Raw genomic sequence first — 14,405 nt, forward strand, 5'->3', positions numbered from 1 at the left:
AAAATTATCTTTGAAGTACAGCTCGACGGCTTGAGACGGTGGTCTCCACCTCGCAAACAGGCATCGTAGCTGGACTGTCCCTGCCCCGACTTCCAGGGATTACCTGCTGAACATTGTGCGCCAAGACAATGATAGCGGTTACACAATCTGGCCGGCCGCGAGTGCGTCGCGCAGCTTGTTTCGCAGCCAGAGTGCGCCGCCGGCCGAATAGCCGCCATCGATGGCGATTTCTGCGCCAGTGATATACGTCGCCTCGTCGCTAGCGAGAAAAAGCACCAGCTGCGCACATTCGAGCGGCGTTCCCTGACGCTGCATGGGAACTGCACGGCGCCCCGATTCAGCGTGCCCGGCCTGGCCTTCCCGATAGAACGCGGTGTCGAGAATTTGCCCAGGATGGATCGAGTTGACGCGTATGTTCCACTCGACGAATTCAATCGAGGCCGACTTTGTCAGGCCACGCAAGGCCCATTTACTGGCTGTGTAGGCGGCATCGTAATGCGCGCTAAGCCCAGCAGTCGATGAGACATTGACGATCGAGCCGCCGCCAGAGTCACGCATGGCGGGAGCGGCATGCTTCATCCCGAGCATCGCGCCGGTCAGGTTGACGTCCATGGTCCGGTGCCAATCACTGAGCTGCGTGTTGGCTATGCCTTGCCGGCTGATCGTGCCCGCATTGTTGATCAGCGCATGTAAGCCTCCGAAGCGCGTCCGTGCGAGCGATACCGCTGTCTCCCAACCGGCCTCGTCGCGTACGTCGTACTCGCACCATGTCGCCTTGCCGCCTGACGCTTCGATCCCAGCGCACAGCTCTGCCAGTCTTGGTCCTGCAACGTCCGTCAGTATCAGTGACGCACCTTCAGCCGCAAAAAGCTGAGCCTCGGCCGCACCTTGTCCCCCGGCTGCGCCGGTAATGAGAACGACTTTCCCAGCCATCCGTTTCATAGAACTCTCCTGAAGTGTCCGGTTTGCCGCGGACTGCCTAAGCCGGCAGGGCCATTGCTCGCTGGTGGTTGACCGCATTGCGCAGCCCCAGCGAAGGGCGATAGCGGCTGTCACGTGTTGCGTCGAAAAGCGCCTCGATGACTGAAAGGACAGTCGACAGGCCGATCCGCTCTCCCCACGCTATTGGCCCAACCGGATAATTGACGCCAAAGCACATCGCCAGATCGATGGCTTGCGCGGACGCCACCTTGTGAAGAAGCGCCTCGAAGGCCTCGTTCACCAGCATGGCAACGATACGCATGACGACCATCCCTGGATGATCGGCTACCTGCGAAACGTCCAGGCCTTCTGCCCGCAGCGCATTGACAATCCTGTCGAGCGCCTCATTCGAGACATTTGGCGAGACGGCTATGCCGACCCGCGTGAGACCCTGGGTATCCAAAATGAGGTCGTGCAGGACCACTGGCAGGCCAATGGCAATCTCTAGTTCAGCGGCAGTTCGCCCATCTGTCTGGAGAATGCTTACACCATCGATCCTTACCGCCCGACCGCCTCCAAGCGCTGCCAGGATCGGCCGGTTGGACCGCGAACCTGAGGATGCGTCATTGGCGGCGGACGGCTTTTCCGAATAGTTGTAGAAACCGCGACCCGACTTGCGGCCGAGCCAGCCCGCATCGACGAGATCCTTCTGGATCAACGACGGGCGATAGCGCGGGTCCCCGAAATAGGCCTCGAAGATGGACCGTGTGACAGCAAAGTTAACATCGTTGCCGATCAGGTCCATCAGAGCGAACGGCCCCATGCGGAAGCCGCCGCTTTGCGTCATGAGCGAGTCGATGGTGGCGATATCCGCAACACTTTCCTCGAGAATGCGCAACGCTTCGCCATAGTAAGGCCGGGCGATGCGATTGACGATGAAGCCAGGAGTGGATCGGCAGCACACGGCTTTCTTACCCCATGCCTCGGCTGTGTCTGCAATCGTATCGATGATCGCGGCAGAGGTGGCTGCGCCCGCAACGACCTCGACCAGCTTCATCAGCGGCGCCGGGTTGAAGAAATGCATGCCAACGCACCGACTTGGGTCGTCAAGACCAGCGGCGATGGCCGTGATCGACAGCGAGGAAGTGTTGGTTGCAAGGATGGTTTCGGGGCCGACGCGTCGTTCGATCTCGCGAAGCAAAGCACGCTTTATCTCAAGATCTTCGGTGACGGCTTCGACAAAGAGGCGTGCATCGGCCAGTCCGTCCAGGTCGTTTACGGGTTCAATCCGATCAAGGATTCTATCACGATCGGCGCTCTCCAAGCGGCCTTTCGCAACCTGGATGGTCAGGCTCGCGGCAATGCCGTCACGCCCGCGCTGCGCCGCCCCTTCGAAGGCGTCAAAAAGCAGCACACGATGTCCAGCTTCCGCGGCCACTTGAGCGATGCCGGACCCCATCGCGCCCGCACCCGCGATTGCGACAATTGCGTCTATCGAAAGTGCGGTCATCAAGCCGTCTCCCCAGACACAACGACGGCCCCGCGGCCAGACGCTTTCGAGTGCTTCTCGTTTTCGGAGCCCAGAGTTGGGGCGGCGACTGCCGTTTGTGGGTTCGCCCTGAAGGCGGCGTCTATCGGCACCGGCAGCGCGGGCATGGTCGCTCCTTCTTCGTTGACGAGCCTGTGCTCGAAGATGCCCCGCGCCTTGAAATGAGGGTCGTTGAGGGCCTCCTCGATGCTCACGACGATGGAGCAGCAGCAGTCTTTGCCGGCGAAGCGATGGCGCCAGTGCTCAGCAGGCCTCGAGCGAATGATTTCAGCCGCGCGATGACCGGTCTTGTCAGCGTTCCGCGTGTCGTCTCGCAGATCGGCTTCGAGCTCGATAATCTCGCAGAATGTCTGCCAGAATTTCTCCTCGATTGGCGCCGCCGCGACGACCTTTCCATCGGCCGTGGGATAGAGCCGATAGCGTGGAGTTCCGCCCGTGACTAGGTCCGTCCCGTTGCCGGGCCACTGGCCGGATGCCAGCCCATTGCCGATCGCCCAGTACATGAAGGTGAACAGATTGTCCGTCATCGCCACGTCCAGACGCCGGCCCTTGCCGGTGAGGCGCTTTTCAAAAAGCGCAAGCAGGATGTTCATAACCGCCGGATAAGTGCCGCCGGCAATGTCGGCGATCAAGGCGGGTGGCACCACTGGATCAGCGGACGAACCCATCGACAGGCTCAAAAGCCCTGTATCGCCGATATAGTTCAGATCGTGACCCGCAAGGTCACGTTTCGATCCATCCTGGCCATAGCCGGTGATGGAACAGTAGATGATCCCGGGATTCATTACGGCGACGGTCTCGTAGTCGAGGCCGAGCTTGGTCATGACGCCCGGTCGGAACTGCTCGATCAGGACATCGGCTTTTTCAAGCAAGGGGCGCAACACCCGGCGATCGCCGGGATCCTTGAGGTTCAGCGCTAGACTTTTCTTGCCTCGGTTCAACAGCGAGAAATTGACGCTCTCACGCCCCCAGTTTGGTGCGTAGCCGCGCATGTCCTCGCCAGTGCCCGGACGCTCGATCTTGATGACGTCAGCTCCTGCTTCAGCCAGCAGGAGCGACGCCAGCGGGCCGGGCAGAAGCGTCGAGAAATCGAGAACAGTGATGCCTGCGAGCGGTCTCATTGTCAGGACTCCCGCCGGCGCGCAGCAACAACGGCGCGCCTCGCAGGTGCATAGCCAGGCGTGCCGTAGGTCTCGAAGAGCGCTTTTGTGATGTCATGATGATGAACGAGTCCGCCGCGGACAGCTCGCTCGATCGGCCCATCTGGATAGCCAAGCCCAAGCCGGCAAGTGAGGTCGATATCCTTCTGTATGGCCAATCCTTCATCGAGCAGCCGTAGAGCTGCATTGTATTTTGGCCGAACAAGGCGATCTACGATCCGCCCCGCCTGATCCGTGCAAATCGCGACCACCAGACCGGCAGCTTCGAAAATCGAGCGCGCGGCGGCAACAGCATCTTGCGGTGTCCGTGATTGAACCACCAGTTCGACCAGGCTCGACGGAGCATCCAACCCGTTGCGGTAGCGGGCAAAACCAACCACGTTGGAGCCCTCTTCGCCGAGCAATTCCCCGGTGTGCTCCCCCAGGCTTTCATTGCCGAGTTCGACCAAGACAACGCTCTTGGCATCGTTGTGGGCAAGTTTCGCGCCAGCCAGATAGATCACAGCTTCCGCTTGGCTGACCGCTACGCCCGCCGCTAGGAACGGGTCGCCGTCTGGAAACGACGGGCTTTCGCCTGCTTTGATAATTGCATAGTGCATCTTAAGCTCCAAACATCGCTTCGCCTTCATAGCGAAAGAAGCCTTGACCCGACTTGCGGCCGAGAAGACCGGCCGCAACCATTCTGCGCAGCAGCGGCGGTGCGGCTGCACGGCCGTCAAGGGTGATTGGATAGAAGGCTTCCGACAGGCGAACCTGGGTATCGAGCCCGATAAGATCGATCAGTTCCAGGGGTCCCATCTTGTAGCCAAGCGCCGTCTTGAGCGCCTTGTCGATGTCGGCTGCCGAGGCCACACCCGCCTCAACCGCCCGAATGGCGTCGTTGTTGAAGGGCACAAGCAATGCATTCAGGATGAAGCCCGGCTTGTCCTGCGTCTTGACGGGGATCTGTCCACACGCCAGCGTCCACTGCCAGGCTGACTGAAACGTCTCTTCGGATGTGAGCAGACCAGGCGACATTTCGATCAGTTTCATCAATTGCGCCGGAAGGCAGAAGTGCATCCCGACGACCTTGTGGGGACGCTTTGATCCGGCGGCTATCTCTGTGATCGAAAGGGTCGACGTGTTCGAGGCAAAGATCGTCCGCGGTTCGCAGACCGCGTCAAGCGCGCGCAGCAGGTCGCGCTTCACTGAGAGCTCCTCGAACACAGCCTCGATGATGAGATCGCATTCGCCCAGCACGTCCAAATCGGTCGTTGAGCGCATGGCTTTGACCGTCCGACCTCGCTCGCCGGGAGTCATCTTTCCCCGCTCTACGGATTTCTCGAAGAATGCGATGGTTGCATTGTGGGACCGCTCGAGAGCCTCCTGTGACCGGTCATAGGAGATTGTGTTGAAGCCTCCGCGCGCGGCGACTATGGCAATGCCGGCGCCCATGGTGCCACCGGCGCCGCAAATTCCAACGGTTCGAATTGCTGTCATCTGGAAACAAAGCTCCGGCCGATAAGTTGTCGATGTATCTGGTTGGTGCCTTCCCAGATCTGCGTAATCTTGGCGTCGCGCATCAGACGCTCGACACGATAGTCCTTGCAGTAGCCATAGCCGCCATGCATCTGGACGGCCTCGGTTGCCGCCCGCATCGCCAGGTCCGAGGCACGCATCTTGGCTATCGAGGCCTCGATGCCGAAGTCAGTCTCGCCATCCTCGACAAGGCTGGCGACATGGTCCAGCCAAAGTTCGGCCATGGCCAGCTCGGTTGCGAGGTCCGCGATGGTGAACTGGCTGCTTTGGAAGTCGATGATAGCCTTGCCGAATTGTCGGCGCTCGTTGATGTAGCCAACCGAATCCTTGAACGCGGCCCGTGCAATGCCCAGCGCATGGGCGGCGATGCTTGGGCGGGATTTGTTGAGCGAGCCAAGCAGGATTCTCAAACCGTCGCCCGGATCGCCGATCAAATTGTCGCGCGGCACACGGCACTCCTTGAAGGCAATCGCCGCGGTCGACGAAGCGCGATGGCCCATCTTGTCTTCCAGCCGGATGACCTCGAAGCCGGGTGTGTCTTTCTCAAAGACTAGTGTCGAAATCGACTTCCTTGGATCGTCGATGTCGCTCCATTTGCCGAACAGAAGAATGAGATCGGCGACATCGCCGCTGGTGATAAAAAGCTTGCTGCCTTCGATGATGATGTTGTCGCCGTCTGGCCGGAAGCGCGTCGTCATACCAGTCGCATCGGAGCCTGCCGCACTCTCCGTGATCGCGAGCGAACCGAGCCCACCCTCGGCGATCCGTGGCAGCAGCCGCTGCTTCTGTTCCTCGCTGCCGAAATCAACCAGTGGTTTCATACTGTGGAAGTTGGTGGCGTAGATGATGCCGGTCGACGCACATGCCTCGCTGATTGTCTTCACCACCTCCAGATAAAGGCGATACGACATCGGCGCGCCGCCATAGGCTTCGGGAATGAAGATGGCATTCAGGCCGAGCGCGTTGATCGCGTCTATGTTATCCGAGGGAAAATCCCCGGTGCGGTCATAGCGCTCGGCGTGTGGTGCGATCACGTCGTTGGCCAGACGCCGCACCTGGTCGAGCACCAGCTGTTCGTCGGCGGACCAGTTGCGGCGGCTGTCGAGTCGGTCGAGGATTTTCATCAGAGATAGGCCCCCTGCACGCCATCGAGGTAGATTGTCTCGCCGCTCAAAAATCCGATGTTCTCACTGAACAGGGCGCCGACCAGTTGCGCCACTTCGGGAGGCTGGCCGACACGCCCGACAGGAACTCTCTTATCGAGCCAGGCTTTGATCTTGTCTCTGGCCAGGAAGTCGCGATTGAGATCTGTCTCGATGTAGCCGGGCGCGACATTCATCACCCGAATGCCATCTCTCGCCCATTCTGCTGCAAGACATCTGGTGATTGCGCCAACGGCCGCTTTCGATGCGCAATAGGCAACGTTTTCCGGCACCGCCATCTTGTCGAGGAAAGAGCCGATGTTGACGATCAGAGCGTCGCCGGTTTCGGCAAGATGGGGATAGGTTTTCTGAGAGACGGCTAGCACCGATGTCGCATTGAGATGCATCATCGCCTCGAACTCGTCCACCTCGAGCTCGGTGCTCCGCTTCGAAGCATGGGCTCCCGCCGCATTGACCAAACCGACGATCGGACCTTTTGCCTTGACCGTTTCGATCGCCGCCTCGACCGAGGCAAGGTTGCCAACGTCGCAGATCAGCCCATAGCCTACCGGCGCCTCGCCCGATCGCGACAGACCCGCTACGGCAAAACCCCGGCGATCCAACTCTGCCGCGATCGCCGCGCCAATACCTCGGCTGGCCCCGGTCACCACAATCTGCGGCCTACTCATCGCGAAACTCCGGTTTGCGCTTTTCGAGGAAGGCAGCCATGCCTTCCTCGGCGTCGCGTGTCTGGTAGGCAAGGGTGGAGAGATCGGCCTCGACCTTCAACCCTTGATTGACAGGCAAGTCCAAAGCGCGCGCGACGGCTGACCGCGCCAGCTGCAGCGCGACCAGGCTGTGCGCGGTGAACTCCCCGGCGAATGCGATCGCGGCCTCGACTGCGTCGCCGTCGACGATACGATTGACCAGCCCGATACGCTCGGCCTCCTGCACTCCGATGGTGCGACCAGTCAGGATCAGTTCCGTGGCGCGCCCCTCGCCAATCAGCCGCGGCAGACGTTGCGTTCCGCCATATCCGGGGATCAGCCCGAGCTTGATTTCTGGAAGCGCCATGCGGGCGTGCGCGGTGGCGATGCGGAAGGTGCAGGCCAGCGCGAGCTCCAGTCCGCCGCCAAAAGCGTAGCCGTTTATGCAGGCGATCGAGACAATCCGAAGGTTGGAAAGCCGCTCGAAAACTGCCTGGCCAAACTCGGCGCTACTTTTTTGTTCGACAAGTGTGCGGCCTCGCAGCTCATCGATGTCGGCTCCCGCGCAGAATGCCTTTTCGCCAGCGCCGGTTATGACCAGTGCGCGCACCGGTCGCTTGTCAACCTCCGTCAATGCAGCGTCCAGTTCGGCTAGAATCGCAAAGGAGAGCGCATTGAGCTTCTCAGGACGGTTCAATGTGATGAGGGCGCAATCGCCCAATGTCGATATGTCGATTGTCATGCGTCCACCCGCGTCTTGTAGCGAATGGCGATCGGTCTGATCTCGTTGCTCTTGACGCTTTCGACCAGCTCGCGCTTCAAGACTTTTCCGCTCGGTGTGAGCGGAAATTCGTTCAGTCGAACAAAATATTCAGGCATGTCGAAGCGCGACAATCCCTGTTGGGCCAGATAGTCGAGCAAGTCGTCCGGTTCGATGTCGCCAATGATCGCGATGCAGACGCGTTCGCCCAGACGTGTGTCTGCAACAGGGAAACATGCCGCGCGGTCGACGCTTTCATGCCGCAGCGCCAGTGCTTCGATATGGGCGGGGTAGATGTTGTGTCCACCTCGGATGATCAGGTCTTTGATGCGCCCCTCAATACGCAGATTGCCATGCTCGTCGGTTGAGCCCAGGTCTCCGGACAAAAACCAGCCGTCGCGATTGAAGCTCGTCTCGGTCGCGACCTGATTGTCGAAATAGCCCAGCATCAAGGAAGGTCCCTTGCCGCCGATCTGGCCCACTTCGCCAGGTTTCGCGGGAAGATCAGCATCCACGGAGTCGAATATCTGCACTCGATACGCGCTGCCGCCGCGTCCGCACGTGTTGACGATCGTTGTCTCATCGTCATCGGGGTGTGTGTACTGGTGTGACGAGTTTTCGGTCATGCCATAGACGTTTTGCGCTTTGATGCCCTGGGAAAGAAACGCGCTGGCGACTGACGGGGGTATTGGTGAACCTGCCATGTAGAAAATATCGACATTGCCGAGACGCGGCAGTCCGCGTGCTTGCTGCTCGGCGAGGATGTCCATCGCATGGGTCGGAACGCCAAGCACATAAGTCGCCTTGGTGCGCATGATCCAATCCAGCCGGGTGGCACCACTCGGCGCATCGTCGGTTACGAACCGACATCCCGCCAGCAACCACTGTGCGACCGCTACCCACGCGATGTGATGTGAGAGCGGGGCAAGCGTCAACATCACAGTCTCAGGCCCGTGGCCCCAGTCGCGTACAAGTTCGCGGGCGTTTGCGAGGAGCGTATTGTCCGAATGCATCACGCATTTCGGGGTGCCCGTCGTGCCCGAGGTAAATGCGAGGTAGACGACCTTGTCGGGATCATCCGAAGGTTCGGTCAGATTGGGTGCAGCCTTGGGAAAACTCTCAGGCGTATAGACCATTTTCAACGAGCGAACGCCCGCCAGCACCGCATCGAACCTCGTTGTCGAGCGATCGGCTCCCCAGCCGTTCTCCGTGAGCAGCACGCGTGCCGACACGCGCTCCATCAGCGCTCCAACTTCGGCGCAGGTGTATGTCCGGTGCAGTGAAGGGTTGCACGCGAAGCCCTCGCGAGCGCAAGCAAGGAAAAGAATGACGGCCTCGACCTTGTTCGACATCCAGATCGACACTCGATCGCCGCGGACAAGTCCATAGATCCTAAGATCAGCGGCCACTCCGTCGACCTGAGCCAACACTTCGGCCCAGCTCAACGATTTGCGCCCATCCTGCAGAGCCAAGTCGTCGGGCCGCTCTTGTGCGTTTCGGCACAGAAGCGAATAGAATGTGTCGGACTGCCACAGGCCGTCCTCATAATATTGGCGTGCCACCGCGGGGTGATGCAGCGTCAGGAACGGTCGCATCTGCGTCAGCCCCCGAACTTCGAAGGGTCGGGCTTGCGGCGTTCGGCGAACGCACTGCCAAGTTCGTGACTTTCGTCAGTCTCGAGATAGGCCCGAAGAAGCAGGTCGTGGGCCATTCGCGACAGGCCGGATACGCCACCGTGGCGGGCGTTGAAGGCCGCCTTGATCGATGCCAATGCAAAGGACCCACGCTCGGCGATTTCAAGTGCGAACTTGCGTGTTTCGTCTTTCAGCGCGGCGTCGGGAACCACCTTGTTGATCAATCCCATCTCCAGCGCCTCGCGCGCCGCGATCTTCGGATTGCGGTACCAGATCTCCTTTGCCCGCTTCTTGCCGACAAGGTCTTCAAGATACCACGTCCCATAACCGGCATCGAAGGAGCCGACCATCGGGCCAACCTGGCGAAAGATCGCGCTTTCCTTCGCGATTGTGCAGTCACAAACCATCTGCAAGACGTTGCCGCCGCCGACTGCGAAACCGTTCACCGAGGCGATCACCGGCTTTTGCAATTTGTCGATCGCCTCGTACATTTCGAGCGTCGGGAGCGTGCCCGCGTAAAGGTTGGTATCCTCCATCCCATCCTTGCGCCCACCGAGACAGAAGAACTGCTCACCGGCGCCTGTCAGGACGATGACCCGGGTCCTGGTCTCGCGCCGGATCAACTCAATCACGTCGCGTAGCTCGTGACACATGGTGACATTGAACATATTGCCGTCATCAGGGCGATTGAGTGTAATCGTGCCGATCGGCCCGTCTTCTTCGTAGGTTATGGTTTCGTAGGTCATCGCGTTTTCTCAGTTGGCGCTGCGCCGGGCCGCGCGAGGTGTCTGGGCCGATTTCATCATATTTTGCAGGCGTTTACGATAGCTTCGAAAATGCGGTCGGCTGAAGAATCTGGTTGGTGATGTTCGCTGTGAGCGCGCCGTTTCTGTCGGTTTCCGCTCGGGCCGAAATCCAGTCCGGATCGCTCTGAAATGCGGTCCACCTCTGCTCGCGCTCCGCAAGCGATTCCCACGCGATGAGGTAGGTCAAATCGTTGTTCGATGCACCAACCATCGTGGTAAAGAAGCCGACCTGACGGATACCGTGCTTTTCCCACAGGTTCAGCGTTGTCGTCTCAAAACGCTTGAGCAGCGCCGGCAAATTGCCGACGGATGCTCGATAGACCCGTAATTCGTAGATCATCGAGTTCCTCCTTCCGTGCCGTTGCCGCTGCGGAGCGCTGCTATCTGGCGATCGTCGTATCCAAGCAATGCGCGAAGAATCTCGTCGGTGTGTTCTCCCAGCCTTGGCGGAGGCAGGCGAGCGAAGTTTGCCTCGTCGTCGACGCGAATACCTGTGCCGACCTGTGGAATCAGTCGTCCCTCGGACCGGAGGCTGTAGAACAGTCCCCGCTGTTGCAATTCGGGATCGGCCGCAACTTCGTCGATACGGTTGATGGGGCCTGCCGGAATGCGAGCCCGGCGAAACAATGAAAGCCAGTGCGCGCGTGTTTGAGTGAGCAACATTTCTTGGATCGCGGCCACAATCTCGGGCCTCGCCTCGCGGCGCTCGGCATTGGTTGAGAACCGTTGGCTGCCGCCAAATTCAGGCTTGCCGAGAACCTGCCAGAAACGCCCCCAGATCTTGTCGTTGCCAAGTCCCAGCGTGATCGGATGGTCCGCCGTCTGGAAGGATTGGTAGATAGCGATGACGCTGTCTTTTCCGCCAGAGCGCCTGGGCACTTCTCCCGAGCCCAAATGCGGAACGACCCGGCAGGCAAGGAATCTCACCATTGAATCCACCAGAGCGACATCCACGCATCCGCCGGTGCCCGTTGACATACGTCTCAGTAGTGCGGCTGTCGCGGCGAAAGCGGCGTCTTGTCCCGCCAACATGTCGGCAGCGGGCGCACCGATTTTCTGGGGCTCGCCGGTCATTTCACCGGTGATATCCATGATGCCTGAATAGCCTTCGGCGATCAGGTCGTAACAGGGCCAGTCCGCGCGCTCGCCTTCCATCCCGAAACCGGTGATTGACGCATAGACGAGCCTTGGGTTCAAAGCGCGCAATGCGTCAGCGTCGATGCCGAGCTTCCTGGCGACGGGTGCCGGGGTGTTGACGATCATCACATCACAGCAGCTGACCAGATCACGCAGTGCAACCAGCCCCTCTGGCGTTGCATAGTCGAGAACGACGCTGCGCTTGTTGCGGTTGACGCTGAGGAACCACAGGGACTGGTCATCGAGAAACGGCGGGCCCCAGGCGCGCGCGTCGTCGCCGCCTGGACGCTCGACCTTGATGACATCGGCACCCATGTCGCCCAACAGCATTGCCGAATAGGGGCCGGCAATTGATGTTGACAGATCCAAAACCCGAATGCCCTTCAGCATGTCGAAGCTAGGCCCGCAATTTGGGCTGGGAAGCTTCGCCAACGGGAAGTCTCGAATGTGTGCGCGATCTGCCATTTGATGCCTTGCGAAGCTATATCACCAAGCAATGAGCAATTCGCATGCCAAACTGCTTTTAGCTGCTACACATTGGCGAACATTACAGCTGTGGGGCTTGGAAATTTCCAATCCTCAGGTTTAGCTGGCTAGATTTGTCGCCGAGTGCTACACGACACCGTTTGCCTGTGTCTCTGTCGAAGACACAGCAGTTGGAGATATCTGGTGTCGGCCATTGATGGGATTGTCGTAACGCAGCAGGGAAAAGGGGTCGCCTTCTCGTCGGGAGTCGGCGCAGATCCGAGAGTTCAGACGCTTGCTACCGACCCTGCCTGGATCGAGGAAGCAGCCACACGACGCCTTCAGCCTTTGACCCTCGATCGTCGCCAATACGCAGTGCTTGTTGCCCCCGTTGCAAAGGGCCATCTCGTCCTGATCAGCATAGCTCGCGACGCTTTGCTTGAGTTCATCGGATCGGTGGATTTCGCTGCGGACATTATCGAGAAGCTTATCACCGATCCGTTCGATGCGATGACTGTCGTCGACGCGAATGCACGGGTCGTCTACGTGTCACCCGTACATGAAGCCTTCTTCGGACTGAAGCATGGCGAAGCAAATGGGCGACCTGTGCGCCAGGTGATCGAAAATACCCGCCTCGACACCGTTGTGCGGACGGGACGAGCTGAAGTCGGCGAAATCCAGCGGATGAAAGGCGTCGAGCGGGTTGTGTCGCGCCTTCCCATCCTGCGCGACGGCAAGGTCGTTGGTGCGGTTGGGCGGGTCATGTTCAAGGGTCCGGAACAAGTGACCGCGCTCAGCAATCGCATCAGCACTCTGGAAAGCGAGGTGGAATTTCATCGCCGCGACGCGGCGGCGTTGCGGCGTCGCAGCTACGGCCTTGACGATCTGATTGGCGACAGCGAGCCGATGCGCCGACTGAAGAGCGAGATTACCAAAGTGGCGCCTTTGGAGATTCCGGTGCTCATTCGTGGCGAAAGCGGAACCGGCAAGGAGCTCGTAGCCCATTCCCTTCATCGCCTGAGCCCGCGCCGCGATAATCCGTTGGTAATGGTCAACGCCGCGGCGCTGCCGGCGACGTTGGTTGAGTCGGAACTCTTCGGCTATGAAGCTGGCGCCTTCACCGGTGCCGACAAAAAGGGCAGGAAGGGCAAGTTTGAGCAGGCCGCCGATGGCACCATTTTTTTGGACGAAGTCGGCGACATGCCGCTCGATGTCCAGGCCAAGCTGCTCAGGGTACTGCAAGACCGCGTCGTGGAGCGTGTCGGAGGCGAACGGCCGCGGCAGGTCGATTTCCGCTTGGTGACCGCAACCAATCGCGACCTTCATACCTTCGTGTCGGAAGAGAAGTTCAGGCTCGATCTGTACTACCGCATCTCGCCGATCGTCCTCGAAGTGCCGCCCTTGCGCAGCCGTGTCGACGACATCGAGCTGCTTGTGTCGCATTTCCTCCAGGAGATATCGCGCATTCATCGCCAGCCCGCGCCGCAAATTACGGCAAGCGCAATCACCTATCTCATGGAGCAACCCTGGCCGGGCAACGTCAGGCAACTGCGGCACGAGATCGAACGCGCTTTTGTGTTCGCCGAAGAGGGTCTCATCACCACAGAGACGCTGGCGCGGCACAGCGATCGTCGCACGGTCGCGGCGCAACCAGTTTCGGTTATGGCGTCGCCCACCAGACCGACGATCTCCCGCCTGAAGGATGCGGTCGAACGCGCCGAGATCGATCTCGTTCGGGACGCCATGCAAATGTGCAATGGCAACAAGAAGCGGGTTGCTCAGGAACTCGGTATCTCGCGCTCCTATCTCTACAAGATTCTGGGCGAAGCCGAACAATAGTGCATCAGCGACGACACGTTCTGTCGTCACCGTGGACACTCTGTCTATGGCAGGGTCAACACGCGCTGAGGCGTGCGCTTTCCCTAGGCCGCAGGCAAATTGGCGCGGCTATTGCATGGTGCAAGCTATAGAGGGAGTTCCCTTCGGATGGATCCTTGATAGAGGACGTTTGCGATGAACCTAGCCTACATCGTTCGCTGCAATTTCAATGACGCGTCTCGCGAGACGGCGTGGAACGATTGGTACAGCGGACCAAAGCTAGCTCAGATGCTGCGAAAGCCGCATTTTCTAACCGTCCAGCGCTTTCATCGCACATCAGGCGTTGGTCGCGACTACCTGGCATTCTGGACCCTGTCCTCGGCCAATGCTTTCGACACCGTCGAATACACCAGCGATTGGGGCTTCTTCGAATGGAAGCCATACATCATCGACTGGAGCCGCGATCTCTTCGCCACCTTGAGTGGAGCATCCGTTACGGCGCCACGCCTGGAAGATGGCCAATTCCTGCGCCTCGTTTCGTTTGAGGGCCTCTCCGAAAGGGTCGCCGAAGCGAAGCAGGCAGAGCTCGAGGCGGTCCGGCCTGAGACGACCTGGCACAAATCAGTCGGTCTTGACCGCCACTCTCCGTTCCTAGGCATTTCCGTGGAGTCGAATGACAAGCTCCTGGGCGCGCCTGTTGGCGTGAACGAAGCCATCTATAGGCCGATATCGTTGCTGGCCATCACCAAGCGCCCTGCTGAATTCACCCTGGTGCGCTGACGCACCAG

At 59.7% G+C, this 14,405-nt stretch carries 14 protein-coding genes; 2 read left to right on the forward strand and 12 right to left on the reverse strand.

Features of this window, described 5'->3' with window-relative positions; translation table 11 throughout:
* Window positions 1–138 precede the first annotated feature (138 nt).
* The 12 genes from DH08_RS09600 to DH08_RS09655 form a co-directional block, all read right to left on the reverse strand.
* Window positions 139–942, reverse strand: coding sequence for an SDR family NAD(P)-dependent oxidoreductase (locus DH08_RS09600; RefSeq protein WP_192179086.1), 804 nt, complete (start codon window positions 940–942; stop codon window positions 139–141).
* 37 nt (window positions 943–979) lie between these two features.
* Window positions 980–2,431 carry a 3-hydroxyacyl-CoA dehydrogenase gene (locus tag DH08_RS09605; protein WP_192179087.1) on the reverse strand — a complete coding sequence of 484 codons (1,452 nt, stop codon included), beginning with the start codon at window positions 2,429–2,431 and terminating at the stop codon, window positions 980–982.
* The gene (locus DH08_RS09610) at window positions 2,431–3,591 is read right to left on the reverse strand and encodes a CaiB/BaiF CoA transferase family protein (RefSeq protein ID WP_192179088.1); all 1,161 of its coding nucleotides are present in this window, start codon (window positions 3,589–3,591) and stop codon (window positions 2,431–2,433) included. Before DH08_RS09610 ends, DH08_RS09605 begins: the two co-directional genes overlap by 1 nt.
* A gap of 2 nt (window positions 3,592–3,593) precedes the next feature.
* Window positions 3,594–4,229, reverse strand: a complete 636-nt coding sequence (locus tag DH08_RS09615) for a 3-hydroxyacyl-CoA dehydrogenase family protein (protein ID WP_192179089.1) — start codon at window positions 4,227–4,229, stop codon at window positions 3,594–3,596.
* 1 nt (window position 4,230) lies between these two features.
* On the reverse strand, window positions 4,231–5,109 hold the full coding sequence (locus tag DH08_RS09620) for a 3-hydroxyacyl-CoA dehydrogenase family protein (protein WP_192179090.1): 879 nt from the start codon (window positions 5,107–5,109) through the stop codon (window positions 4,231–4,233).
* Window positions 5,106–6,272: an acyl-CoA dehydrogenase family protein gene (locus DH08_RS09625; RefSeq protein WP_192179091.1), complete on the reverse strand. Its 1,167-nt coding sequence runs from the start codon at window positions 6,270–6,272 to the stop codon at window positions 5,106–5,108. Before DH08_RS09625 ends, DH08_RS09620 begins: the two co-directional genes overlap by 4 nt.
* The gene (locus tag DH08_RS09630) at window positions 6,272–6,979 is read right to left on the reverse strand and encodes an SDR family NAD(P)-dependent oxidoreductase (protein ID WP_192179092.1); all 708 of its coding nucleotides are present in this window, start codon (window positions 6,977–6,979) and stop codon (window positions 6,272–6,274) included. Before DH08_RS09630 ends, DH08_RS09625 begins: the two co-directional genes overlap by 1 nt.
* Window positions 6,972–7,718, reverse strand: coding sequence for an enoyl-CoA hydratase/isomerase family protein (locus DH08_RS09635; RefSeq protein ID WP_246800758.1), 747 nt, complete (start codon window positions 7,716–7,718; stop codon window positions 6,972–6,974). Before DH08_RS09635 ends, DH08_RS09630 begins: the two co-directional genes overlap by 8 nt.
* Window positions 7,719–7,735: 17 nt before the next feature.
* Window positions 7,736–9,352: a class I adenylate-forming enzyme family protein gene (locus DH08_RS09640; RefSeq protein WP_192179094.1), complete on the reverse strand. Its 1,617-nt coding sequence runs from the start codon at window positions 9,350–9,352 to the stop codon at window positions 7,736–7,738.
* Between the two features lie 5 nt (window positions 9,353–9,357).
* Window positions 9,358–10,137, reverse strand: coding sequence for an enoyl-CoA hydratase-related protein (locus DH08_RS09645; RefSeq protein WP_192179095.1), 780 nt, complete (start codon window positions 10,135–10,137; stop codon window positions 9,358–9,360).
* Between the two features lie 73 nt (window positions 10,138–10,210).
* A complete protein-coding gene (locus DH08_RS09650) occupies window positions 10,211–10,537 on the reverse strand; it encodes an NIPSNAP family protein (RefSeq protein WP_192179096.1) in 327 nt (108 codons plus the stop codon).
* Window positions 10,534–11,724 carry a CaiB/BaiF CoA transferase family protein gene (locus DH08_RS09655; RefSeq protein WP_210328605.1) on the reverse strand — a complete coding sequence of 397 codons (1,191 nt, stop codon included), beginning with the start codon at window positions 11,722–11,724 and terminating at the stop codon, window positions 10,534–10,536. The genes DH08_RS09650 and DH08_RS09655 overlap by 4 nt, the downstream gene beginning before the upstream one ends.
* 279 nt (window positions 11,725–12,003) lie before the next feature.
* On the opposite strand from DH08_RS09655, the gene DH08_RS09660 reads away from it, so the two are divergent.
* Both DH08_RS09660 and DH08_RS09665 read left to right on the forward strand, forming a co-directional pair.
* A complete protein-coding gene (locus DH08_RS09660; RefSeq protein ID WP_345892371.1) occupies window positions 12,004–13,638 on the forward strand; it encodes a sigma-54 interaction domain-containing protein in 1,635 nt (544 codons plus the stop codon).
* 267 nt (window positions 13,639–13,905) lie between these two features.
* Window positions 13,906–14,397, forward strand: coding sequence for a hypothetical protein (locus tag DH08_RS09665; RefSeq protein WP_192179098.1), 492 nt, complete (start codon window positions 13,906–13,908; stop codon window positions 14,395–14,397).
* The last annotated feature ends 8 nt before the right edge of the window (window positions 14,398–14,405 follow it).

It is taken from the genome of Mesorhizobium amorphae (assembly GCF_014843845.1).
Lineage (GTDB): Bacteria > Pseudomonadota > Alphaproteobacteria > Rhizobiales > Rhizobiaceae > Mesorhizobium > Mesorhizobium amorphae_A.